Origin of the sequence: Alteribacillus sp. YIM 98480 (genome assembly GCF_009765375.1) — a bacterium.
GTDB lineage: Bacteria > Bacillota > Bacilli > Bacillales > Marinococcaceae > Alteribacillus.
The window spans coordinates 166,736-190,418 of the sequence record NZ_VTOK01000010.1 but is presented as its reverse complement, the minus strand read 5'-3'; the positions used below and the strand labels follow the sequence as shown (position 1 = coordinate 190,418).

The following is a 23,683-nucleotide window of genomic DNA, read 5'->3' as shown; positions in this document are numbered from 1 at the left end:
CACTAGATTACTTAACGCCGGCTGAATACAAGTCTATGCACCTTTAAATATTTGTCCAGTTTAGTGTTATAGCCTCTCTATCTCAAAAGGAGTCACACCTTATTTATTTTAAATAAGTGTCTTGACAAAGGGGTCCACTTTAGAGAGAGCAAAAGCAGCTCATTCAAAGCTTCTTCTAAAACCCCACCTAACTTAACAATCACTGTTGGTGAAGATACCCTTACACCAGTACGTGGAACTTTTAGTTGGAGTTATAGTAACGGAGATGGGACATCTACAGGAGTGAACGCTGATTCTGCAGCACCCCCTGAATTAGTTGAAAAGCAGCATGGGGTCGATGTGAATCCTAATACAGAAGTGAAGCTTAATTTTAAAAAAGCACCAATGAATTATAAAGTAAAGATATGGGATTCCGAAAAAAACGAAGTGAAAAGTACATATGATGAAATGGTACTTCCAAAATCAGATGGAAAAGTTATTTATGAAATTCTTGTTAAATGGGATCAAGGAACAGTGAGTTATGCTTTTTCTTTAAACGTGATCAATAATTGAAAGACACAACTAACACTGTTGTCTTGCATTCGAGTCTTCCGTTATAGGGCGCGAATCCGGAATAGAGATTGCGTTCTATTTTTGTGGTAGGACTATTCACTGGAATAATATTGCAAATTGAAGGAGGTCTAAATTAACTGTGCAATTGGTCACAAGTATATTAGTTTTATTGAAACTGAGGTTTGAAAATATCGTCATATTGAGAAGAGTTTTAAGAAGTTAAAAACCCTTCACCTATAATCTTTGTAGGTTTTATAAAATTTTTTACTAAATGGGCTTTTTCTAAGAAAGGGATTCATTTTTCAACCTAGGAAAAGGGGGGATAAGTATCCAAGGGAAGAATATTATTTTGTTTCTTATTCTTATTGGGATGCTTTTCTTGTTGTTTACCGCGTGTGTAATAGGAACAGAGACACGACAAGAAGAAAAGCTAGAGAGCATACCTAATGAACCAAACGACAGGGAGAAAAGTAAAGGGAGTAATGTTGCTACACAAGACACAGATTATGAAATCGATAAGCACGTAACGGATAGAGATTTTGTATTAAGGCTGGTCTCAGAGGAACACACCTATTCTCCGCACGAAAAGGTAAATATTAAAGGAATGGTAAAGTATGTTGGCGAAATGGAAGAAATAGAGGTGGGACATGGCGGCTTTTCATTGATTTCCTTTAACGTTAGAGAAAAAAATCATGATATTACTATCAACTCAGTCGCTCCAAGCATTGCCAACAGTTCCGTGCTGACCCAGGGGAAATGGAAGAAAGAATCTTTTCAAAAATCGGGGGAAATAAAGGAGACTGACTTTCATCAGGCTTATTTTAATAAGGATGGATTACCCAAAGGCAGCTATACTATCACAGCAACGATTAATTTTCGATTAGAGGAAGACAAAAAGCTGATTTTATCAGAGAGTATAGACATCGAAGTGGAATAAAAAGAATTTAGAAAGGTAATAGAGGCATTTAATGCACAGATAACCTTTGTTCTCATTTATCCTGCCTAGCATTGTATCATGTTATTTCGTTAACGGGCGCATTGCTGTGTTAAGGACAGTTTGCTAAGCAATAGGGCAGTTTATTAGGGGGATATTTCATGTCATTCACTGCAAAATTGATTTCTGCTTTTTTGTCCCCTTTTATTTTTGGAGCAATACTTGGGGGAGCACATTTTATGATTCAGCCTCAGTCGAATTCGGCTGTTATGTTTGGGGTCGCTCTAGTGTTTTCTTTTCCTGTTTATCTTATTCTAGGAATTCCAACTTCTTTTCTCATAGACAGGATATTAGCGAACAGTAACAGATACTTCAACCGGTTTCTTTTATATGCAGGAGTTGGAGTTGTTGCTGGAAGTGTACTCATGTTTGTTTTTCCCGATGTAATGTATTCAACTCATAATGGAGTATTGTTTAGTGCTTTACTAGGTGCAATAGCATCAACCATATTCCTCCATGTCCAGTTTTTTCTGGAGATATTTTCAAGAAAAAGGTCAGGAACTATAACAAGTTCAAAATAGTATCGACTTATCATTCATCGAGTGATGAGATAAAAGGATATTAAGTAATAGGGCGCGATATATTATGAGGCAGCCGTATTCGCAGTTCAAAATAAACATGTTTATCTTCATTTAAGAATAATCTGGGTGGTTAATCGAATTTATTTAAAAAGCTTTTAGACTCCGTATCGGCATTTCTCTATACAGTAATATGAAGAAGATAGGGTGAAGCGAGCATTCATAAAGGGGAGATGAAGTTGTATCTGTATCATTTCTTTGGCAAATATGAAAGTGCTGAGAAAGTTAGAAAAGTAATGAAAAATGGACTTCATTCTAAGACAGCGTCTATGTTTTTGGGTTGTGGAGGCGGAGGAGGATTGTTCCCAGACTTAATTAATCGTATACAAAATGGAAATATCGATGAATATCTAGATTTTGAACAGGCTGTTAAAGTGAAGTTCTCTCCTTATAATTTTAAAAAGTATGTACGTTTCCCAATTTTCACAAAACAAATCTATGTATTTGACCAAGAGATTACAACTGATTTATTCACCTACATTGAAAATGAATACATGGAGGAAATAGAGGGCAGGGGGTTTATTGAGCCAGGATTTCCTTCTAAGGAAGAACTTATGCAAAGATATTGGGAGAGCAGAATGCATCTTGATGATTATCTAGATAAAAAACCTTATCAAGATCCTGAAATTTTAGTATTCGAAAGTATTCCTACTTCTCTATTAGAATCAAGCTTAAAATAAAACCTCTTTCGATGCCATGGTGAACAAGAGTTATTATACCGTTTATTCCTTGTTTCGTGGAATATGGAGCAATTGTCACTGTTATTATTACTTTTCTTAGCGGTTTTTTTTGGGAATGTTAGCAATTGTATTTAAAAACCGCAAATTAATCGTTTTAAGTATTTTTCTTATATTCAGTCCGTGGATTACGTTTTTGGTCATAAAACTTTTTTTAAAACAAGCAGTGGATGCTTTCATAAATTTCATTTCATGGAATTTACATCATCCATTTGATGGCTACGCACTCGATTGGTTCAAATAAGTAGGTGTGAAATTATAAGTAAAATAGAGTATGTACGAGATATAGGGAGTTTGTCTGTGAAGAAGCTTGTATTATTACCATTTTTGCTACTTCTAGTAGGATGCGTAGATAATAATCAACCAGAAGAAGAACCTGAGTTTAATAATACATCCTATGACCCCTCAAGTAATATAGAAAATGGAGATGTGGTACAAACAAACCAAGGTTATCACAATGTAGAAAAACTTGATCAATTCATTGAGAAATTTAATGAAGGGAAAGAAGTTGAATTAGAAATAGTACAAGTAACTACTGAAGGAAATCCAAGATTCAAAAATCTAACATATAATGAAAACAAAATTCAACTTTCAAGTCACCACACCGAAGATTCTTGATGTTAGTCTAAAAATTGGACACATAGAATAGAGATTTTTATAATGAAACTAATCATTTCTAGGAGTGTCCAACATGAGTAGTAAACGTTATGATAAAGAATTTAAAATGTATGCAGTAAAGATGATAGTGGAAGATGGTAGGAAGGTTGCAGAAGTAGCACGAGAACTAGATTTAGTCCATCAAACCTTGCATAAGTGGGTGGATAAATATAAGGAAGAACAAGATGAAGCCTTTGTAGGAAGTGGGAACCTTAACCCCATCGCATAGACTGACTCCCCCCCTAACAAAATTACAAATACTGTTAGAAATGAAAACATAAATGACAATTTTTTCATAAAAACCTCCTAATATTTAAATTATATTAATTCTAACATGTAATGTCCTTTTAATATAAGTGTAAAAAACCCCTACTATTAAAAACCTTCTTGTCTATTAACGTAAATATTTTATCCCTTCAGGGTTATGTTCATGAAATGTGATATTAGCAAGAACTCCCGTCCAATAAATGTTACTTTAAAATCTATAATTCAGGCCAAAATAGAGGTCCACTTATTTATATTTCTTACATTAAAAAAGCCTTAAGAGAATTTATCTCCCAAGGTAAAGAGCAGAATCTAGTAAAAGTTTTCTTTCAAATGAATTTATTTATCTGATAATATTATAACCTCATCGGCCTCTCGTTGTGGTATACCTGAGTAATATACTATTCCTTCTGGATCATAACGAACAATAACTTTCTTTCCTATTTCTATTTGATCAAATCTTTTTTTATTTACAGCGAAGTGAGTTGGTCCATTTGAATTTCCTGGGTGCACTAAGAGTTGATGAAAATCACCAATCTTTCTTTTATCTTCCACTATCCCTTTAAATTCCTCACTATTTTGTTTTTCATTCTTCTTTATTAATTCTTCTTCGTGGTGATTATTGTCATCATCTTTCAGTGCAGTCCGTTCATCATTTTGATTATCTTGCATACAACCTGCCATTAAAAACACGAATGAGATGAATAAAATTGCTATGTTTTTCACATATATCACTCCTTATATCCATTGAAAAACAGATTGTCAAGTTAAGATCCTTTCCTACATAAGTATAAGAAAATGTTATTTATTATAACCATTAATTAGCGGTGTAGGAAAAAATATTGGGTGCTTTAGTTCAATAGGTTATAGGTTTTAAACGACTTAATTGTTACTGATTTTTAGCGAATTAGTTTAGAAAATAATTTTTTAAACAACATTTTTAAAACACCATCCTGAAAAAGTACAAAGCAACGACAAACTCCAAGCACTCTTATCCAGTGTTTCCTAATCTATTGAATCAAGAATTCCAAGTAAACAAGCCAGGAGCCGTTTGGGTTAGTGATATAACTTATGTGTGGACCAATGAAGGTTGGTTGTATTTAGCCACTGTCATGGACTTATTTTCAAGAAGAATCATCGGTTGGGAAATGAGCAAGCGAATGACAAAGGATTTGACGATTACAGCTTTACAAAGGGCTATTAATCAACAGGAACCACAGGAAGGATTAATTCATCACTCTGATCGTGGTAGTCAATACGCTGCCAACGAATATCAAGCCATTCTACGAAGCTATAAGATGACGACAAGCATGAGCAGAAAAGGGAACTGTTATGATAATGTTTGCATTGAATCATTTCATAGTGTCATCAAGAAGGAACTCATATTTCATCAAAAGTATCGCACAAGAAAAGAAGCTAAGCGAAGTATATTTGCCTATATTATGACTTTTTACAATTACAAACGAATTGATTCATCTATTGGATATTTATCACCTATAGCTTATGAAAAAAAGTACGCGCAACGAATGAACGAAACGAACAGATTTGAAGTTCTGTTACCTCACTAGTAATGAAAGGGCAGGATGCCGTTTCTTTACTAGTGAGGGCAGCAAGCGAAGCGCGGTAGGTATTTGACAAAAGTTCCACATTTTAAGTGTCCAATTTCTTGACATAAATCCAATTTATTGAAAAAAAAGAAGATACACATAACAAAAAAATTAAAAACCTCTTTCCAACAGACAAAGGGAAAAGTGTTTATCCTTTTATAATAAGAGAAAATGATCATTCGAATAGTGTCGCATTAGCGGGATTTTCCGAAAGAGATGCAGAAACCATCTTCAATCTTCTTCAAAGAGTAAGAAAAAATATAGAGAAAGACTGGGAATATGTAAAAAAGGGAAACAAGAGAAATTATTGATTATATAAAGGAGCGACATATTTAAATGACTGTATATATAAAAAAGTGCAACTGTGAAGATTTACAAATTCTCCAGGATATAAGCATTGAAACATTCAACGATACATTCAAAGATCAGAATTCACCTGAACATATGAAAGCCTATCTGGAAAGAGCATTTAATTCTAAACAGTTGGAAAAGGAATTGTCCAATATCTCTTCGCAATTCTTTTTTGTTTATTTTCATAATGAAGTTGCTGGATATTTAAAGGTCAATACCAATGATGCTCAGTCTGAAGAAATGGGTGATGAATCACTTGAAGTGGAGAGGATTTATATAAAGAACAAATTTCAAAAACATGGGCTTGGTAAATATCTTCTAAATAAAGCTATGGAAATTGCGATGGAACGTAATAAAAAGAAAATCTGGTTAGGCGTATGGGAAAAAAATGAAAATGCTATTGCTTTTTATAAGAAAAGGGGGTTTGTTCAAACTGGAGCCCACTCTTTTTATATGGGTGACGAAGAACAAATCGATTTTATAATGACCAAAACACTCATATAACTTTTTTACACTTCAATGTATAAAATTTTGATGGATTAAGTATAAAAAAAATCTAAGGCTTCCCATTTAGACTTGGTGATAAGCCAAATTTTTCTAAAAAGGTGGATTATTATTATGTATATTCCAAAACATTTTAAGATCACAGATGAAACAATGGCTTATGACATTATGAAAGAACATAGTTTTGCGACTCTTTTTTCTGGGCACAATGGAATGCCATTTGCAACTCATTTACCGTTGATTTTGAACAAGGAGAATACATACTTATATGGACACTTTGCTCGTCCAAATCCGCAGTGGAAAGATATCAAAAATCAAACCGTTCTAGCTATTTTCCATGGACCTCATTGCTATATCTCCCCATCTTGGTATGAGACAAATAAAGCAGTACCGACATGGAATTACGTGACAGTCCATGTTTATGGAGAAATCGAACTTTTAGAAGACGAAAATGAATTAATGGATTCCTTATATCAAATGGTATTAAAATATGAAGCTCCTGACAGTTCATATAGATTACAAGATGTAGATGCTGAGTTTCTCTCAGGTATGAATAAAGGAGTACAAGGTTTCAAAATAAAAATCAACAAGATTGAAGGGAAAGCTAAGTTAAGTCAAAATCATTCATTGCAGCGACAAGAACTAGTTATTAATCAACTAGAACAAATTTCAAATACAGATGAGCAACAGATTTCTTCTTTAATGAAGGCAAATCTAAAAAAGTAATTATTTAACGTCATTGCATTATCGGGAGGCTTATGCTGAAGAAGCAAATACAATACCAAGTCATTTACTGCGCAGTACAACGATATTCTGTAATAGAAAAATGATATTCATCAATCATCTTCAACAATCGGGCCATTCTTTAATGCATTTGAGGTGGTTTAATGAAACTTTTGATAAAATGAAAATAAGAGATTTCGTAAAGGGGAATTATATTGAATAAGGATAGGTTCCTAGAAATGATTCATTCAATGGTATAATGGTTTTAGTAAATAACAAGGCGGTGTTTTTAAAATGAGTGTTAACCGTGAAGAACTTAAACGATTGATTGACTTTATTCACGAAGAAGATGCGGCTGAGGTATATGACTTTTTGGTTATTTAAATATGAAACGGGAAAGAGAAGCCATTGATCAAATGGATTTAGACCTTTTTTCTGAGGAAGAAGAACTCATCCGTCAAGTACAGAAAAGTCGGGAAGATCGTAAAATGGACGTATTTATGATCAAGAGCAGGGAATAAAGTATCTTCAGCATAAAATCAGGGAGTTTAAAAGTAATGTCTATTGGTCACAAACTGCCCTTGATGAATTAAGTAATATACTTGCATATCCTCCAGAAGTTAAGGAACAGATATACTTGGATGCTTATAAACGATTATCATATATGCCTGTTTTGACTGCAAAGCATATCCTGTGGGACTTTAAAAGGTATTGGGTAAGACTCGGTTTATATCAAGTAATCCTAATATTTGAGGTTAATGAAGAAGAATCTGTTGTGTGACCTATGAATTGTTATTGGTAAGAGAAGACGCTGATATAATTCTATGGCTCTAACAATTAATGTTTCCTATCTATAATCTTTATTTTTTTTAGAAAAACAATTGTACTAATACTATATAGGAGATTGTTCCGGCCGGCTGCAATTGATAGAGGTATATTTTTTTCCTTTGATGCTGTATTTTACTGAGAAAGGCTGTTTTACTTGAACTACCCCCACCTACGCTTATGCTAAGAGGTGGGGGATTCCTAAGTACAAAAACCTAATGGCTTCTAATTTATTAGGCTATCCCTGAAGTCCCTCCGGTTAATCGCAATGCTTCCTTGCGATGATTGATACTTGCGAATGAGGAAGCTGAAAATAGTAATTTTCACGTACTTTCATTACCCCCAGAATGATTGTTAGCTGAGAAACGTGCTAACATCGGGCGAGTATTAGGATTCGTTTATTGCATCGATTCTCTTGTTCTCCCACTTTTCTTCAATTTTTTCAAGAATGGATGGATTATTTAATATTTCTTTTTTATTAGTTTCTAATAGTTTTTCCATGGATATTCTTCTTTTTTTGTACATGACGATTCCTCCTTTAACTATGCAATCTGATAATAACTAATAGAAAGAGAAAAAATGCAGGGAAACTATTTTTTTTGCAAAAATATGGGGGGAGACCCCCCCAATAGAATCAATTCGTGGTTTAACATCTAATATTTATGACAAGAACATAAACCGTTAGAGCATTCCAGAAGGGCAATATCTAGCTTATTAGAAAGCATTTTTGCTGCCTCTTGTGTCAAAACTAATTTATCACCAGCACTTTCAATGTTCTTTTCATTTTTATATACTTCAGCCTTAGCAAAATTACCGTACGTAGTGATTTCAATTAAATGCTTGGACATTTAAAATCCTCCTCAAATTACTAATTTCAAAGTACTTGATTATAATTTTTTTATAGAGACATTACCAAATAAGACTAGCTAAACTTGGAGTGTAGTAAAAAAGGACAGTTAAGGTAACTATTTAACCACTTTTATTTTTTTACGATCAAGCCCAATAGCCACAGCAGCTACTACGACAACACCTTTAATGACTATTTGTAAATAGGGATCAACTGAAGAAATATTCATTCCATTACCTAGAACAGCTATTAACAGAACACCAATGAGAGTTTTGTGAGGTCCACCTACTCCTCCAGTTAGGGCTGTTCCCCCTATTACAACAGCAGCTATTCCGTCTAATAATAAATCTTCCCCCATTCGTGGAGTAGCTGAACCTAATCTTGATGCCATTAACACTCCTGCTATACCAGCTAACAAACCAGACACCATAAATCCATATATTTTGTATCGGCTAATATTGACGCCTGACATTTTTGCAACAGTTTCACCACCGCCAATGGCAAACATATATCTTCCAAACTTTGTTTTGAACCCAATAAATATCATAATTAGATATATAATAAGTGACCAGAGAATTATATTAGGGATGCCCGGTATTAAAGAGCCTCTTGTAAGGTCTAAAAAACCACTACTATTGACGGGAACTGGACTCCCCCCAATTATCATTAGTGCAATTCCATCAAGTGCAAACATTGTTCCTAAAGTTACCAGAAATGACGGAACTTTCCCAATGGCAAAAATTAATCCATTAATTAAGCCACACAACACTCCAATAACCGCTCCAATAAGAATGCTTAAAATAACTGGTATACCGGTGTGAACGATCATTAATGCTCCTAAAACACCGGCTAAAGTAATAATTGATCCAAAGGACAAATCAATACTTCCCATTAATAAAATGAAAGTAATCCCACAAGCTACAACTAATAGTACTGCAGATTGCCTTAATATATTTAATGAGTTTCCAACAGTCAAGAATTGACTATTTATAATTGAAAAAAATAAAATTAAAATAATTAGTGAAATAAGTGGTAGAAATTTCATCAATATCATTTTTTTAGAATATTCAGAATCGTTGTTTTTTTGTTTTTCTGGGTTTTGTTGACGAAAATTATCATTTGGAACTTGGGGTTGTAGAGACAAAACAAATACCTCCTTTTTTTTAAACCATATAACTAATTAGTTGTTTTTCTGAAGGTTTATTCTTAACCTTAGAATCCATTTCTGATGTTAAGATTCCGTCTTTCATGATTAAAATACGGTTTGATATTCCAATTAATTCTACAAGTTCATCCGATATTACAATGATTGACACTCCATTATTAGTTAAGTCCCTTAACAGTTCATAAATTTCGGCCTTTGCGCCTGGATCAATTCCTCTTGTAGGATTATCTAATATTAATAATTTTAAATCTCTCATTAACCATTTTGATAATACTACTTTTTGTTGGTTGCCACCGCTTAAATTTCCGCAATCTATCTTTTCGTGAGGAGCTTTAATAGATAACGTTTTTAAATATCTTTTAGCTGTTTCTCTTTCTTTTTTTAAATTTAATAAGCCAAATTTATTACCAACAATATCATTTAAACTAGATAGGGATATATTCCAGCTAATAGGGAAACTATCAATAATACCTTCAATGTTACGCTCTTCAGGTATATAGCCAATCCCCATTTTAATTGCCTCTGCCATGGTTTTATTTGTAATATCATGTTCATTAATAGTAATTGATCCAGTATCAACTTTTGTGGTACCAGCTAATGCTTTTCCTAGTTCTGCTTTGCCAGAACCAATTACTCCGGCTATACCAACTATCTCGCCTTCTTTAACTTCTAGATTAAAGTTTTCAAAATAATTTCGTTTCGAGAGGTTTGTAACAGATAGCACTGGATTCCCAAAAACAGTTAATTGCTTATTTTCTTGATAATAATCTTCTTCTCGAACTCTTCCTACCATTAATTCATGTAATTCTTTTTCATTAACTTCTGTTGATGAAATACGCTTAATTATTTCTCCATCTTTCATGATATATATAATATCGCTAATTTGTAGAATTTCTGATAGACGATGAGAAACAAAAATAAAGGATGCAGTATGTTTCAATTTGTCAATTATATTGTAAAATTCTTTAATTTCATTTTGAGACAACGATGATGTAGGTTCGTCTAATAAAATTAGAGGTGTTTCTACTTTGAATAATTCTGATGAGATTGAACAGGCTTTCGCAATTTCAATGGCTTGTTTTGTTGAAAAAGAAAAAAAATCTACAGGCTTATTAGGATCTATATCTAAATTTAATTTGGATAAAATTTCTTTGGATTTTTTTATCATTTTATTTTTATCTAAATAGATCCCTGCTTTTAAAAAAATACTCTCATGAGATAAAAAGATATTTTCATAAACAGTTAAATTAGGGACAAGGGCTAATTCTTGAAAAACCCTCGCTACTCCTTTTCTAGTAGCATCTTGATAATCTTTGGGTTCATATTTTTTTCCTTGTATAAACATTTCTCCATTATCAGCTCTATAAATTCCGGAAATTATATTTAATAGAGTTGATTTACCTGCCCCATTTTCGCCTACTAACCCGATAATTTCTCCTGCCTGTATCTGTAAGCTAGCTTTGGAAAGGGCCTGAACTCCTGGAAACCCTTTTGTTAAATTTTTTGCTTCAAACAATAATGATGACATTCATTATCCCCTCCTTTGTTAAATGTATATAATGTGTGTTTTGTGTGCCAAAAATATTTTTAAAAAAGGATACTAGTAGTTCTTTAATTTATTTGGAAACGTTGTTTAGGTATCGACATAAGCACTTAATGTATTTAGAGTTAAAAAATATCATGAAAAGTGGTTATCACTAGGGCTATTGATATGATCAAAAAACTACTAGTAATTCGCATAATCAGAATAAGCTACAAATGTGTGGGGCATGTTATGTTGATATGTCAAAAGATTAAATATTATTGTGTTCCATATTTATAGACCCTTGAAGGAACATCATTGATCTCATTTTCGTCTACTAATGCTACGAGTCTTACGATTGAACCATCACCCATATGCCATCTTATTGGAAAACCAGCTATTGTAACTCGTTTACCTACAACCATTTCAATATCTCCACCGACGTTTTCCCATCCCATTACACCGTTTCCTAACAGAACACGATGTGCAGGTTCCCAGTCTGGAAAATCTTCAAGAACATCTCTTCCAAATTCCTCTTTATATTCTTTGACAACTTGAGGTATCAATGGACCAGTGCCATGCGGAGCAATTGGCGTACCCATTGGATGATCTAACGCCTGTTGATCAACCCCTACTGCCTTTACGCCTTTGTCGACTAACCATTGAGCAGATTCTTGAGTAAGTCCTGGGGAATAAGCAAAGTACGTTCGGTTGTCTCCCCAATGTCTATGCCAACCGGTATGGATAATAACAATATCGTCTTTTTGAATCTTAGGGGTTGCATTCTCTAAGTCTTTTGCCGTTATTTTTTCCCATTTCCCCTTTGGGATATCTACCACAACACCGGTTCCATAGTACTTGTCTAAAGGTACTTCATGAGTATATTCAGTTCCTTCTATAACATGAGCAGGGGAATCAGCGTGTGTAGTACAATGCATCACTGTAGTTATTTTTTGTGAAAGAACTCCAGCTTTTGCATGATAATGCTTTCTTTCAATTTTTACGTCATCAAAATATGGCCATAAAGGTGCTTTATCACCAAAAGGGTGACTGAGATCTACTAGTTTTAATTTCCCCATTTTTGTAATACCTCCTATTTATTTAATTTTTGTTTAATGGGTTCTGTCATACTAATTTTATGCAAATGTCGTGCCATCAAAAAAGATATTGAGGTAATTTTACAAAAACAAATAACTCTTTCTTCAAGGGTTTACCCAGAAAAATCTATCCGTTTATTAGTCATTTATTAGGAATGGAATAATTTATAGTCTAAAATTTTATTATTTAAATTAATGAATAATAGGGTTAACTTATAGTTGTAAATTGATATTTATATCTTTTAGTTCTTTTTATAAAGGCGTCTCTTTACTGAGCATTAACTCAAAATTGTTTATTTTTTTAGCGTTTTTATTACTAGCTAAATTTCTTAAATTTTACGCTGATGTACCGCTAATATTTGTTTTGAATGAAAATGGCATGGTATTTGCATTAGTGTGAAAAGAATGAAACAGTCAAGGTAACTCCTAAATTTAAAAGGATGGTGAAATATTTATGGCAAGGCTGAGCAAAGCAATAAAAGATCCTAAAAAGACTTTATATCAGATGATCTTGATCCGTTCTTTTGAGGAAAAGGTGGAACAGCTTTTTCAACAAGGGAAAATTCATGGCACAATGCACCTTTGTATTGGACAAGAAGCAACAGCAGTAGGAGTATGTTCATTACTTGATAATCAAGACAAAATTATAAGTACTCATCGAGGCCATGGACATTGTATTGCGAAGGGAACCAAAGTAGATAGAATGATGGCAGAATTACTAGGAAAAGAAACCGGGTACTGTAAAGGCAAGGGAGGATCAATGCATATTGCAGATCTTGATAAGGGGAATCTCGGTGCTAATGGTATTGTTGCAGGCGGACTACCCATTGCAGTTGGTGCAGCATTAACTTCGCATATGAAAAATCTTGGATATGTGGTTTGTTGTTTCTTTGGTGATGGAGCGACTAATGAAGGAGCTTTTCATGAAGCACTTAACTTAGCATCAATTTGGAATCTTCCTGTAATTTTCTTTTGTGAAAATAACAAATATGCTATGTCAGGTTCAACTGATGACATGATTAATATTCAAAAAATTGCAGATAGGTCAAAATCTTATGGCATTCCTGGAATAACTATAGATGGAAATAACATAAATGAAGTGGCGGATGCAATCGACACTGCAATAAAACATGCTAAAAATAATAAGGGACCAACGTTAATAGAAGCTGAAACATATCGATGGAGGGGACACTCAAGAAGTGATGCTAGAAAATATCGGGATCGTGAAGAAGAAAAAGAGTGGCGTGATAATCGTGATCCAATAGCATTGTTCATTGAGCAATTAAAAGAAAACAATATTCTTACTGATGGGGAACTAGAGGACATTAAAAAAAGAGTTATAGAAGAAATAGAAGAAGCAGTCAAGTTCGCTGAAGACAGTGTAGAACCTTCAATTAATTCCTTAAAAGAAGACATTTATGCTTAAAAACTATAAAAGAAACGAGGTGCAATCTGTGAGGGAAATCACTTATCTAGAAGCCGTGAAAGAAGCTATGATACAAGAGATGAAAGAAAATGATGATGTTTTTATTATGGGTGAGGATATTGGGATCTACGGTGGAGCATTTGGTGTAACCAATGGAATGTTTGAGGAATTTGGACCTGAGAGAGTACGTAACACTCCTATTTCTGAGTCAGCTATTAGTGGTTGTGTTATTGGGGCAGCGGTTACTGGCATGAGGCCAATTTTAGAACTTCAATTTTCTGATTTTATTACCATAGCTACCGATAATATCGCAAACCAAGCGGCTAAGTTACGATATATGTTTGGCGGAAAAGGTAAAGTACCAATTGTTGTACGAACACCAGGTGGTTCTGGAGCTGGTTTTGCTGCTCAGCATTCACAAAGTCTTGAAGCGTGGATGACACATATCCCTGGTTTAAAAGTAGTTCAACCTTCTTCTCCTTATGATGCCAAGGGATTGTTGAAAGCTGCCATTGATGAGGACAATCCAGTCATGTTTTACGAACATAAATTACTTTATGGAACTAGAGAGGGAGTACCCGAAGAATCTTACACCATTCCACTTGGAAAGGCGGAGACTAAAAAGGAAGGTAAGGATCTGACAATTGTAGCTACAGGTATTATGGTTCAAAGGTCGCTAAAAGCAGCAGAGTTGTTAAGCAAAGAAGGTGTTAATATTGAAGTAGTAGATCCGCGTACACTAGTACCGCTTGACAAAGATACTATTTTACATTCTGTGAAAAAGACTGGACGAGTATTAATAGTTTATGAAGCTGTAAAACGTTCTGGATATGGAGCAGAGATTGCTAGCGTGATTGCTGAAAGTGATGTTTTTGATTACTTGGACGCTCCAATTATGAGGCTTGGTGGTGAAGAAGTTCCTATACCATATAATCCGGAGCTTGAAAGGAAAGCAGTCCCACAAGTAGACACAATTATGGACGCAGTAAAAGAAATGATGATATAAAACATAAGGAGGACAGCCCATTGGCTACTGAAGTACTAATGCCAAAACTTGGTGCAACCATGGAATCAGGGACGATAGTTAACTGGTTCAAAGAGGTAGGGGACTCAGTGAACGTTGGAGAACCTCTTGTTGAAGTTATGACAGATAAAATAAATATTGAGGTAGAAGCAAATATAAAGGGAATATTAATTAGTAAGCAAGGAAAGCAGGATGAAGAGATACCAGTTAATCAAGTGATTGCTTATATAGGAGAAGAAGGTGAATCTATTTCTCCAGCTCCTAAAGAAAAAAGCACCAATCAAATTTCGCAGGATTCAACAAACACCAACTTAGAAGGAAAAGGAAATGCAACTCTTCAAGTTGAAAGCCAAGTTGAAAGAGATAATAGAAATAAAAAAGTACGTCGAACACCAGCTGCTAGGCGAGTTGCAATAGAAGAGAATGTTAGTTTGTTAGAGATAAATGGAACTGGACCAAACGGTCGAATTCAAGAAAATGACGTTTTAAAGTATATAAAACAACAACAGGAGGTTAAAGCTACCCCTTTAGCTAGTAAGATTGCAGCGGAAAGAGATGTTGACTTAAAAAACATTGAAGGTACTGGCGCTAATGGTAAAGTCATGCGTGCAGATATTCCAAATAAAGTAGAAGAAGTTCAAATTAAAAGAGATGAAGAACCAATTTCTAAAAAGCTTACTGGTATTCGTAAAGTAGTTGCTCAACGAATGGTTGAGAGTGTTAAAAATGTTCCTCATGTAACACTTGTCAATAAGGTAGATATGTCGAACAGTATTGCTTTACGAAAACAGTTATTACCGACGGTTGAAAAACAAACTGGATTTAGAATATCTTATAGTGAAATTATTATGAAGGCAGTTTCGACTTCTCTCCTTTCTCATCCAGAGGTAAATGTTTCTTTAAGTAAAGATGAAATCCTAGTACACGAGAATGTCAACGTTGGTTTTGCTACTGCAGTTGATCATGGATTAGTAGTGCCAGTTGTACGTGACGTTGATACCAAAGGTCTGGCCACTCTTACTACAGATGCAAAACAGTTGATTGATTTAGCAAGAAAAAACCAATTAAAACAAGAACAAATGACAGGTGGTACTTTTACAATTAGTAATTTAGGTATGTACGCTGTCGAAGCTTTCACACCGATTATTAATCAACCGCAATCTGCTATCTTAGGAGTTGGAAGCATAAACGAAGAGGGTGTGGGTGTAAATGGAGTCCTTAAACTTCGTCCAATGATGTCACTTAGTCTCTCATTCGATCATCGTGTAATTGATGGTGCTCCAGCAGCGGCCTTTTTAACTACACTAAAAGAGATATTAGAAAACCCCTATCAGATGTTGGTTTGAGGAGGATATTATGAAACATTATGATGTAATTGTTATAGGAGGAGGACCCGGAGGATATGTAGCAGCCATTCGTGCTTCCAAGCTTGGTTCCTCTGTTGCTCTTATTGAATCGAGGGACTTAGGAGGTACATGTCTAAATAGAGGATGTATTCCATCAAAAACACTTCTTCATCATGCGGAAGTAATTGAACAAATAAAAAGAGCTAATACATGGGGTATTGAAACTGGAAAAGTCTCAATGTCTCTTGAAAAAATGATGATGAGAAAAGATCAAGTAATTAAAAAACTTCGTACTGGGGTATCTTCCTTGTTAGAAGCTAATAAAATAAGTGTTTATGAAGGAATAGGTTATGTTAAGAAAAACAATGAGGTTCATATAAAAATGCAACAAAAGGAAGAAAATATAAAAGGGAATAATATTATTTGTGCTATGGGTTCAATTCCTGAGGTTCCAATGATTCAAGGATTGGAAGAAGTAAAACACTACACTAGTGACACTATTTTTAATATTACTGAAATTCCAGATTCCTTGGTAATTATTGGAGGCGGAGTCATTGGGATCGAATTCGCCAATATATTTGCGAGTCTGAATACAAAAGTAACGATAGTTGAGCTAGGTGATCGAATAGCAGCGACTGAGGATAAGGATGTTTCGGACTTTCTGAGAGAAAAGCTTACAAAAATAGGCGTTCAAGTTAAAACAAAAACAGTGGTTGAAAAGGTGAAACAAACCAATAAAGGTGTTGTATTAAGCCTCGTGACAGCAGAAAATGAAGAAACCTCTTTACAAGCAACTGAAATACTTGTCGCAACAGGACGCAAGCCAAATGTGGGTGGATTAAAAGAATTAAATCTAGAAATGAATAATTCTTTCGTTTCAGTAAACGACCGAATGGAAACGAGTGAAGTAGGAATATATGCAGTTGGTGATTTGGTTGGAGGATGGCAACTTGCACATGTGGCTAGTGCAGAAGGTTTAGTAGCAGCAGAAAATGCTGCAGGCAACTATAAAAAAATAGATTATTCTATAGTTCCAAGATGTATTTATACATTGCCTGAAGCAGCAAGTGTCGGTATGACTGAAGAAGAGGCACAACGGAAGAAATATGATGTGAAAGTAGAGTTGGTTTACAATACTGGAAACGGAAAAGCTTTATCGATGGGAGAGTCTGAGGGTTTTGTCAAGATAATTGCGGATAAAAAACATGGTGAAATTCTTGGGGTAGCGATGGTTGGATCTCATGTTACTGAGATGATTTCAGAGGCATCATTAAGTATGCATTTGGAAGGCACAGTCGAAGAATTAACTACTTTAATACATCCTCATCCTTCTTTATCTGAGGGGATGTATGAGGCAGCCCTTACCTGGAGTAATAAAGGGATTCACAGGTTATAGGAATATAGGAAGAGAGGAAAAAAGTAAATGGAACGCAAACATTTATATATTAATGGTGAGTTTCAGAAAACGGAAAAGTATTATGCACTATTTTCTCCTTATGATGAGAAACAAATTGCACAAATTGCCTACGCGAATGAACAAGATGTTGATAATGCTATTCACTCTGCTGAAAAGGCATTTAGAACAATGAAAAAAATGACGGCCAATGAGCGAGCAAGTATCTTGGAAAAACTAGTAGAAAAATTAAAGAAACATTCTGAAAAATGTGCTGAAATTATTGCATTGGAAGCTGCAAAACCTATTACCACTGCAAGAGTGGAAGTAGAACGTACCATCATGACATATAAATTTGCTGCTCAGGAAGCTCGGAGAATTCATGGGGAAACAATTCCGTTAGATGCTGCACCAGGAGGTGAAAGAAGATTAGCTTATACGGTTCGAGAACCTTTAGGAGTTGTAGCTGCTATTACACCTTTCAATTTCCCGATGAATCTTGTTGCCCATAAACTAGGCCCGGCTATAGCTGCTGGAAATGCGATCATTTTAAAACCAGCTTCTCAAACTCCACTCACTGCTTATTTTATAGCAGAACTGTTTGAACAATCAGGTCTTCCGATGGGTGCATTAAATGTAGTTACTGGCCCTGGCCGTTTAATTGGTCGAAAACTTACAGAAAGTGAAGGAGTTGAAATGATAACTTTTACTGGAAGTCCGGAGGTTGGAAAAGCTATTCGTAGCAGGTCTGGACTAAAGAAAGTAACTTTAGAGCTTGGTTCAAATTCAGCGCTTATTATAGATAAAGGAGTAGATTACCACCCATTATTAAATCGTATAGTTCAGGGATCTTTCGCATATTCAGGGCAAGTGTGTATCTCTTTACAACGGGTTTATGTGCATGAAGAAGTTTACGAGGACTTTGTTAAATCATTGGTAAAACAAACTAAAAACATAAAACTTGGTAATCCTCTTGATGAAAGTACTGAAGTATCTGCATTAATTAGTTCTGCAGACGTAGAGAGGGCTTTGAACTGGATTGAAGAAGCAAGAGAAAGTGGAGCAACAGTTGCATGTGGAGGGAGCAGATATGGAAATATTTTTACACCAACCATACTATTACATGTAGACCCTAAGTCTAAGGTTTCGTGTGAAGAAGTATTTGCACCAATTGTGTTGGTTAATAAAGTAGAGTCAGTTAACGAAGCTATACGAAATGTGAATGATTCAAGATATGGTTTACAAGCGGGGATTTATACAGAAAATATTAAAACGGCCTTAGAAGCTTGTGATAAGTTAGAAGTAGGTGGTGTTATGGTAAACGATATACCTACCTTTCGAGTAGATCATATGCCATATGGAGGAGTGAAAGAAAGCGGTACAGGGCGAGAAGGTGTGAGATACGCCCTCGAAGATATGACTGAATTAAAACTGGTGGTAATGTCAAAAGATAATTAATACAGTGATCAAGACATGAGCTCCAAATTAAAATGGAGCTTATGTCTTTTTTATACTTAAGCACCACTAAATACTTTGACATTTTATTTATATTACACTTTTGATGTTAAAAATTGAGGATATTATAATTGGAGTTTTGTGTAAGCCTGTATCAAAATCACAGGAAAAAAGTCATAATTACCCTTGAAAAATAATCAGAAAATATATAATATTAGAATAAACGATAAACGATAATCGATTATTGTTTTTACTTTAATATTAAATTAGTGATGGGAGAACAAAAAATGTTTGTTAGAAAAAGTATGAAAGAAGAAATCAAAATTTATTTATCTGACTTAATAATGAAAGGGGAGGTTAAACCCGGAAATCAAATAGTAGAAACAAAAATTGCTAAAGAACTTCAGGTTAGCCAATCACCAGTCAGAGAAGCTTTTAAAGAATTAGAAAGTTTAGGAATATTGGAGGTCAAACCATTCAGGGGAACTTTCGTTAAGAAATTCTCCAAACAAGAGCTAAAAGATATCTATAGCATTCGAGCCGAACTAGAAGGTTTAGCAATTGAATCGGCTATTTTCAATATAGAGGAAAGTGATATCGAAAGCTTAAAACAAGTGTATAAGGAAATGGAGGATGCTTCTTTGACAGATAATCTAGTCCTACAAATAAAGCTAGATAACAAATTTCATAGAATAATTGTTGAATTATCCCATAGTGAAATACTTTTAAACATATGGGAAAAGCTATGTTTACCTTATTGGACTTACTATGGAACTATCTTGTATTCCAAACAAAAGAACTTAATTGAGAGACACAAACCAATAATTGGTGCTCTTCAAGATAAAGATGAAACTAAAGCAAAAACGGTAATTCGGGAACACTTTTTAGAGTTAAAAAATCACTTGTGAGTTATTCTTTTAAGGAGGGGTGTTTTTGGTGACGTTAAATAATATATTATCCGAATGGAAGAACTTCAATAATGGGAAAGACGAAGTTTTAGAAAATGTAAGAAATGATGTAGCTCAATCTTGGCGAAGAAGTAAGAAGGCGAAAGTAGATCCATTTAAAAAGTTTAAACCCGTTGATGAAGAAACACTTATTAAGTCGAAGTCCGAAAGTGAATTATTAATAAAAGTTGTTTTGGAGGAAATAAAAGCAATAGAACAGGTAATCCAAACATCAAGTTTTATTTGTGTCCTTACCAATAAGGAGGGTATTGTTATACAAATTAAAGGATCAAAAGAAACTTTAAAAAAAGCTGAAAAACAGGGACTTGTTAATGGAGCAAACCGTTCTGAAGCGTTTGCTGGAACAAATGCTATCGGTTTGGCACTATTTAAAAATAAGCCTGTTCAAATTATTGGAGCTGAACATTTCAATGCTAATTTTCACGAATGGACTTGTTCAGCTGTTCCAATCCACCATCCTAATGGAGAAATTCTAGGTGTCCTTAATTTATCTGGTCATTATTCTAACGTACATCATCACACCCTTGGTTTAGTTGAGACTCTAGTTTTCAATATTGAGAAAGCGTTGGAACATGAGTTAAAAAATAATAAAAGTAGCTTTGAGTTCGATAGAGTAAGAGATAATCTTTATTTTTCATTTGAGAATATTCTTTACTCAAGTTCAAAAATGAAAGAAATCGTCCAATTGGCAAAACAAGTATCAAATACTGATTCAAGAGTATTAGTACAGGGAGAAAGTGGAACAGGGAAAGAATTAATAGTCCAGGCAATTCATAATTCGAGTAAAAGAAAAAACAAACCTTTTGTTGCCATAAATTGTGGGGCAGTTCCAACAGATTTAATGGAAAGTGAGCTTTTTGGATATAGTGAAGGGGCTTTTACAGGAGCTAAAAAAGGTGGAAAAGCAGGTAAATTCGAATTAGCAGATGGTGGTACCCTTTTTTTAGATGAAGTAAATAGTATGCCTAATGAAATGCAAGTTAAACTTCTTAGAGTTTTACAAGAAAATGAGGTAATTCGAGTTGGGGGCAATAAAACTATCCCACTTAATTTAAGGGTTATAGCAGCTACTAATTCACCTTTAGACAAATTGATTGAAAATGGGGAATTTAGGCAAGATTTATTCTATCGTTTAGGAGTAGTTACTATAAAAATGCCCCCTTTACGGGAAAGAACGGAGGATATTCCACTATTATTTTCACAACTGTTAAAAAAAGTGGAACAAAAGATAGGTATTAAAACCAATGGATACTCGGAAGAGTTGATATCTGCTTTGCAATCATATAAATGGCCAGGAAACATTAGAGAATTAGAAAATTATATTGAAAGTGCTGTGATATATTCGCAAGGTAAAAAATTAAGTATTAATCACTTTCCAGAAAAAATTTTAAATGATGTTATTGTCGAAGAAACTGCAGAACTAAAATCACTTAATCAAATTGAAAAACAATCGATTAGAAAGACATTATTATTATTCGGTGGTAATATCTCGAAATCTTCAAAGGCTCTGGGGATAACACGCAATACCTTATACAATAAAATAAAACAATATAACATTGATTTTGTGAATGATAAACAGAATAGGCACCTATCGTAAGAAGTATAATCCTCTTAAATTAATCTGCAGTCTGTATCAATTCAACAATGAAACCATCGGGATCCAACATATAAATGGCATAACATCCTTTATTGCGCCCGCTATCAATATAAATTGGATGGCCTGATTTAAAACGAACCCCTTTATTTTTTAGTTTTTTATGCATTGCAATTAAGTTATTCACATAAAGACAGATGTGTCCTGAACCATAATCACATGGCCTACAGCTTCCTGAGTATTTCTCAACCCCGTCATACTCCAACAGTTCAATTAAAGTGTGGCTGCCTGGAATTTTTAAGAAAGCAATTTTAATCTTATTTAGATCATGGACTCCAACTATATTAAATATATAGTTTTGGTCAACGTCTTGACGTGAAAGTAACTCAAAACCTAACCAGTCACAGTAAAATTGAAGGGATTCTTTTAAATTTTTTACAGTTATACCAGCGTGATAAAAACCAATTACTTTTTCTTGACTCATTTACTCTCACCCTTCTATTTAAAAATTTAAGTGAATTTAATTTTTGCAACTATCATGCCAATTTCATAATAGATAAAACATTTAATTCATTTTGATAGACGAAAAAAGAAAAATCAATGTAAAGTGACACGAAGGTGAAGAGTGGATAAGCATTATTATACTTGTTTAAGTTATGAGCATATTTTATTATTTGCTAATATTTTTAGCAATAACAACAATAAGTTGATTAAACTTTTCCTTACTACAGCAGTGTTTTTAGATTTTATATGTTGGCATGTTTTTTGCAATTATATATATTGAATTCTTACAAAGTAAAAAGAGGTGAGGTAAATGAGATATGGATTGATGGGTGTTGACTTTGAAGATCGAGTCAACTACGAAAGATTACGAAATGAAAGGTTAGAAAAAGCAAGAGAACAGCTCAAAGTTTATAATTTAGGTGCTTTTCTTTGTTATGACTTTGACAATATTCGTTATATTACCGGGACTCACATTGGAGAATGGGCGCGAAACAAAATGACCCGCTATACAATTCTACCAGAAAACGGAAGTCCTCAATTGTATGATCCAGCGACACCGGCTAAAAAAATTTCTAGCCCTTGGATCGCTGATAGTGTCCATCCTTCAGTAGGGTCCATGCGTGGAGCAGTACCTAGTGAACATGGAAATGTAGAAAACATTGCTAGTGAAGTAAAACAGACTCTTCAAGAGTTTGGAGTTGAGAACAAATCTGTAGGGGTAGATATTATGGATATCCCCTTAATTCGTGCCTTGGAAAATGAAGGAATTGAAGTTGTAGATGGCCAACAAGCAATGCTAGATGCTAGAATGATCAAAACTCAAGATGAAATCGAGCTTTTAAAGACGGCTGCAGCTATGGTAGACGCTACCTATGGGGAGATAGCACGAGCAATAAAACCTGGTGTTAGAGAAAATGACCTAGTATCAATTGCAAATAAGGAACTATATGCCATGGGTTCAGACTTAGTAGAATGTGTAAATAGTGTTTCCGGATCAAGAGGGCAACCTCATCCTCATGTATTTTCCGATCGTATGATTCGACCTGGAGATATGGTTTATTTAGATATCATGCACTCTTTTAATGGTTATCGTACATGTTATTATCGGACCTTTGTTTGTGGCCAACCAACTAAGGCACAAGAGGAGGCTTATGAAAAGGCTTACAAATGGTTGAGAGCATCAATTGAGGCTGTAAAACCTGGAGCTACAAGTTCAGATATTGCTAAATGTTGGCCACCTGCAGAGGAAATAGGTTTAAAAGATGAAAAAGAAGCATATCTTTTGCAGTTTGGTCACGGTATAGGGATGAGCATTTGGGAGAAACCGGTTTTTTCTAGATTGTTCATGGATAAACCATTTGAGATTAAAGAAGGGATGGTTTTTGCTCTAGAAACTTATTGCCCATCAGCAGACGGTAATGGTGGAGCACGTATTGAAGATGAAGTGGTAGTTACAAAAGATGGTTGCGAAGTAATTACAAAATTTCCATCAAATGAACTAATCAGTTGTGGGCTTCCTGGAAGTAAAGCGTATTTATAATTTTAATTGA

23 protein-coding genes and 3 pseudogenes are annotated in these 23,683 nt (G+C 34.4%); 19 read left to right on the top strand and 7 right to left on the bottom strand.

From position 1 onward, the window contains the following. Nucleotides 1–282: 282 nt before the first annotated feature. The 6 genes and pseudogenes from FZF09_RS14330 to FZF09_RS14305 all read left to right on the top strand — a co-directional run. Nucleotides 283–552: a hypothetical protein gene (locus FZF09_RS14330; protein ID WP_158737280.1), complete on the top strand. Its 270-nt coding sequence runs from the start codon at nucleotides 283–285 to the stop codon at nucleotides 550–552. Between the two features lie 349 nt (nucleotides 553–901). Continuing rightward, complete coding sequence (locus tag FZF09_RS14325) at nucleotides 902–1,489, top strand: hypothetical protein (RefSeq protein WP_158737279.1); 588 nt, start codon at nucleotides 902–904, stop codon at nucleotides 1,487–1,489. A gap of 158 nt (nucleotides 1,490–1,647) precedes the next feature. Then, nucleotides 1,648–2,067: a hypothetical protein gene (locus FZF09_RS14320; protein WP_158737278.1), complete on the top strand. Its 420-nt coding sequence runs from the start codon at nucleotides 1,648–1,650 to the stop codon at nucleotides 2,065–2,067. 236 nt (nucleotides 2,068–2,303) lie between these two features. After that, nucleotides 2,304–2,804 (top strand): hypothetical protein, encoded by a 501-nt coding sequence (locus FZF09_RS14315; protein ID WP_158737277.1) that lies wholly within the window; start codon nucleotides 2,304–2,306, stop codon nucleotides 2,802–2,804. A 357-nt stretch (nucleotides 2,805–3,161) separates the two neighbouring features. Further along, on the top strand, nucleotides 3,162–3,479 hold the full coding sequence (locus tag FZF09_RS14310) for a DUF4362 domain-containing protein (RefSeq protein ID WP_158737276.1): 318 nt from the start codon (nucleotides 3,162–3,164) through the stop codon (nucleotides 3,477–3,479). A gap of 73 nt (nucleotides 3,480–3,552) precedes the next feature. Further along, nucleotides 3,553–3,738: pseudogene (locus FZF09_RS14305) on the top strand (transposase); the annotation flags it as partial. Between the two features lie 383 nt (nucleotides 3,739–4,121). Here FZF09_RS14305 and FZF09_RS14300 read toward each other — a convergent pair. Then, nucleotides 4,122–4,508, bottom strand: coding sequence for a hypothetical protein (locus tag FZF09_RS14300; protein WP_158737274.1), 387 nt, complete (start codon nucleotides 4,506–4,508; stop codon nucleotides 4,122–4,124). 227 nt (nucleotides 4,509–4,735) lie between these two features. Here FZF09_RS14300 and FZF09_RS14295 point away from each other — a divergent pair. The 5 genes and pseudogenes from FZF09_RS14295 to FZF09_RS23115 all read left to right on the top strand — a co-directional run. Continuing rightward, a pseudogene (locus FZF09_RS14295) lies at nucleotides 4,736–5,350 on the top strand (IS3 family transposase); the annotation flags it as partial. 113 nt (nucleotides 5,351–5,463) lie between these two features. Beyond that, nucleotides 5,464–5,700, top strand: a pseudogene (locus tag FZF09_RS14290) (MarR family transcriptional regulator); the annotation flags it as partial. A 25-nt stretch (nucleotides 5,701–5,725) separates the two neighbouring features. Continuing rightward, the gene (gene paiA, locus FZF09_RS14285; protein ID WP_158737273.1) at nucleotides 5,726–6,244 is read left to right on the top strand and encodes a spermidine/spermine N(1)-acetyltransferase; all 519 of its coding nucleotides are present in this window, start codon (nucleotides 5,726–5,728) and stop codon (nucleotides 6,242–6,244) included. A gap of 114 nt (nucleotides 6,245–6,358) precedes the next feature. Then, nucleotides 6,359–6,970, top strand: coding sequence for an FMN-binding negative transcriptional regulator (locus FZF09_RS14280; RefSeq protein ID WP_158737272.1), 612 nt, complete (start codon nucleotides 6,359–6,361; stop codon nucleotides 6,968–6,970). 383 nt (nucleotides 6,971–7,353) lie between these two features. Further along, the gene (locus FZF09_RS23115) at nucleotides 7,354–7,488 is read left to right on the top strand and encodes a hypothetical protein (protein WP_255450583.1); all 135 of its coding nucleotides are present in this window, start codon (nucleotides 7,354–7,356) and stop codon (nucleotides 7,486–7,488) included. Nucleotides 7,489–8,179: 691 nt separating this feature from the next. On the opposite strand, the gene FZF09_RS14270 is transcribed toward FZF09_RS23115, so the two are convergent. The 5 genes from FZF09_RS14270 to FZF09_RS14250 form a co-directional block, all read right to left on the bottom strand. Continuing rightward, nucleotides 8,180–8,317, bottom strand: coding sequence for an FbpB family small basic protein (locus FZF09_RS14270; protein ID WP_158737271.1), 138 nt, complete (start codon nucleotides 8,315–8,317; stop codon nucleotides 8,180–8,182). 128 nt (nucleotides 8,318–8,445) lie between these two features. Then, on the bottom strand, nucleotides 8,446–8,640 hold the full coding sequence (locus FZF09_RS14265; protein WP_158737270.1) for a hypothetical protein: 195 nt from the start codon (nucleotides 8,638–8,640) through the stop codon (nucleotides 8,446–8,448). A gap of 117 nt (nucleotides 8,641–8,757) precedes the next feature. Beyond that, nucleotides 8,758–9,783 carry an ABC transporter permease gene (locus tag FZF09_RS14260; RefSeq protein WP_158737269.1) on the bottom strand — a complete coding sequence of 342 codons (1,026 nt, stop codon included), beginning with the start codon at nucleotides 9,781–9,783 and terminating at the stop codon, nucleotides 8,758–8,760. Nucleotides 9,784–9,802: 19 nt separating this feature from the next. Beyond that, nucleotides 9,803–11,332: a sugar ABC transporter ATP-binding protein gene (locus FZF09_RS14255; protein WP_158737268.1), complete on the bottom strand. Its 1,530-nt coding sequence runs from the start codon at nucleotides 11,330–11,332 to the stop codon at nucleotides 9,803–9,805. Between the two features lie 272 nt (nucleotides 11,333–11,604). Beyond that, nucleotides 11,605–12,405: a cyclase family protein gene (locus FZF09_RS14250; RefSeq protein ID WP_158737267.1), complete on the bottom strand. Its 801-nt coding sequence runs from the start codon at nucleotides 12,403–12,405 to the stop codon at nucleotides 11,605–11,607. Between the two features lie 472 nt (nucleotides 12,406–12,877). Between FZF09_RS14250 and FZF09_RS14245 the strand changes: the two genes are divergently transcribed. From FZF09_RS14245 to FZF09_RS14215, 7 genes are all read left to right on the top strand, one after another. Then, nucleotides 12,878–13,849: a thiamine pyrophosphate-dependent dehydrogenase E1 component subunit alpha gene (locus FZF09_RS14245; protein ID WP_158737266.1), complete on the top strand. Its 972-nt coding sequence runs from the start codon at nucleotides 12,878–12,880 to the stop codon at nucleotides 13,847–13,849. A 28-nt stretch (nucleotides 13,850–13,877) separates the two neighbouring features. Beyond that, the gene (locus FZF09_RS14240) at nucleotides 13,878–14,855 is read left to right on the top strand and encodes an alpha-ketoacid dehydrogenase subunit beta (RefSeq protein ID WP_304503067.1); all 978 of its coding nucleotides are present in this window, start codon (nucleotides 13,878–13,880) and stop codon (nucleotides 14,853–14,855) included. A 20-nt stretch (nucleotides 14,856–14,875) separates the two neighbouring features. Next, on the top strand, nucleotides 14,876–16,219 hold the full coding sequence (locus FZF09_RS14235; protein ID WP_158737264.1) for a dihydrolipoamide acetyltransferase family protein: 1,344 nt from the start codon (nucleotides 14,876–14,878) through the stop codon (nucleotides 16,217–16,219). Between the two features lie 10 nt (nucleotides 16,220–16,229). After that, on the top strand, nucleotides 16,230–17,615 hold the full coding sequence (lpdA, locus tag FZF09_RS14230) for a dihydrolipoyl dehydrogenase (RefSeq protein WP_158737263.1): 1,386 nt from the start codon (nucleotides 16,230–16,232) through the stop codon (nucleotides 17,613–17,615). A gap of 27 nt (nucleotides 17,616–17,642) precedes the next feature. Then, the gene (locus FZF09_RS14225; RefSeq protein WP_158737262.1) at nucleotides 17,643–19,070 is read left to right on the top strand and encodes an aldehyde dehydrogenase family protein; all 1,428 of its coding nucleotides are present in this window, start codon (nucleotides 17,643–17,645) and stop codon (nucleotides 19,068–19,070) included. Between the two features lie 284 nt (nucleotides 19,071–19,354). Then, complete coding sequence (locus tag FZF09_RS14220) at nucleotides 19,355–19,975, top strand: GntR family transcriptional regulator (RefSeq protein ID WP_158737261.1); 621 nt, start codon at nucleotides 19,355–19,357, stop codon at nucleotides 19,973–19,975. Between the two features lie 28 nt (nucleotides 19,976–20,003). Further along, the gene (locus FZF09_RS14215; protein ID WP_233269511.1) at nucleotides 20,004–21,632 is read left to right on the top strand and encodes a sigma-54-dependent Fis family transcriptional regulator; all 1,629 of its coding nucleotides are present in this window, start codon (nucleotides 20,004–20,006) and stop codon (nucleotides 21,630–21,632) included. A 19-nt stretch (nucleotides 21,633–21,651) separates the two neighbouring features. Here FZF09_RS14215 and FZF09_RS14210 read toward each other — a convergent pair whose 3' ends face one another. Then, nucleotides 21,652–22,113 carry a VOC family protein gene (locus FZF09_RS14210; RefSeq protein ID WP_158737259.1) on the bottom strand — a complete coding sequence of 154 codons (462 nt, stop codon included), beginning with the start codon at nucleotides 22,111–22,113 and terminating at the stop codon, nucleotides 21,652–21,654. Between the two features lie 330 nt (nucleotides 22,114–22,443). Between FZF09_RS14210 and FZF09_RS14205 the strand changes: the two genes are divergently transcribed. Then, nucleotides 22,444–23,673 (top strand): M24 family metallopeptidase, encoded by a 1,230-nt coding sequence (locus FZF09_RS14205; RefSeq protein WP_158737258.1) that lies wholly within the window; start codon nucleotides 22,444–22,446, stop codon nucleotides 23,671–23,673. Nucleotides 23,674–23,683: the final 10 nt, after the last annotated feature.

Bases quoted from the DNA above. Each gene is read 5' to 3' on its own strand.
- FZF09_RS14320 (WP_158737278.1), top strand. From the start codon at position 1,648: ATGTCATTCACTGCAAAATTGATTTCTGCTTTTTTGTCCCCTTTTATT.
- paiA (WP_158737273.1), top strand. From the start codon at position 5,726: ATGACTGTATATATAAAAAAGTGCAACTGTGAAGATTTACAAATTCTC.
- FZF09_RS14280 (WP_158737272.1), top strand. From the start codon at position 6,359: ATGTATATTCCAAAACATTTTAAGATCACAGATGAAACAATGGCTTAT.
- FZF09_RS23115 (WP_255450583.1), top strand. From the start codon at position 7,354: ATGAAACGGGAAAGAGAAGCCATTGATCAAATGGATTTAGACCTTTTT.
- FZF09_RS14270 (WP_158737271.1), bottom strand. From the start codon at position 8,317: ATGTACAAAAAAAGAAGAATATCCATGGAAAAACTATTAGAAACTAAT.
- FZF09_RS14265 (WP_158737270.1), bottom strand. From the start codon at position 8,640: ATGTCCAAGCATTTAATTGAAATCACTACGTACGGTAATTTTGCTAAG.
- FZF09_RS14255 (WP_158737268.1), bottom strand. From the start codon at position 11,332: ATGTCATCATTATTGTTTGAAGCAAAAAATTTAACAAAAGGGTTTCCA.
- FZF09_RS14250 (WP_158737267.1), bottom strand. From the start codon at position 12,405: ATGGGGAAATTAAAACTAGTAGATCTCAGTCACCCTTTTGGTGATAAA.
- FZF09_RS14245 (WP_158737266.1), top strand. From the start codon at position 12,878: ATGGCAAGGCTGAGCAAAGCAATAAAAGATCCTAAAAAGACTTTATAT.
- lpdA (WP_158737263.1), top strand. From the start codon at position 16,230: ATGAAACATTATGATGTAATTGTTATAGGAGGAGGACCCGGAGGATAT.
- FZF09_RS14225 (WP_158737262.1), top strand. From the start codon at position 17,643: ATGGAACGCAAACATTTATATATTAATGGTGAGTTTCAGAAAACGGAA.
- FZF09_RS14220 (WP_158737261.1), top strand. From the start codon at position 19,355: ATGTTTGTTAGAAAAAGTATGAAAGAAGAAATCAAAATTTATTTATCT.
- FZF09_RS14210 (WP_158737259.1), bottom strand. From the start codon at position 22,113: ATGAGTCAAGAAAAAGTAATTGGTTTTTATCACGCTGGTATAACTGTA.
- FZF09_RS14205 (WP_158737258.1), top strand. From the start codon at position 22,444: ATGAGATATGGATTGATGGGTGTTGACTTTGAAGATCGAGTCAACTAC.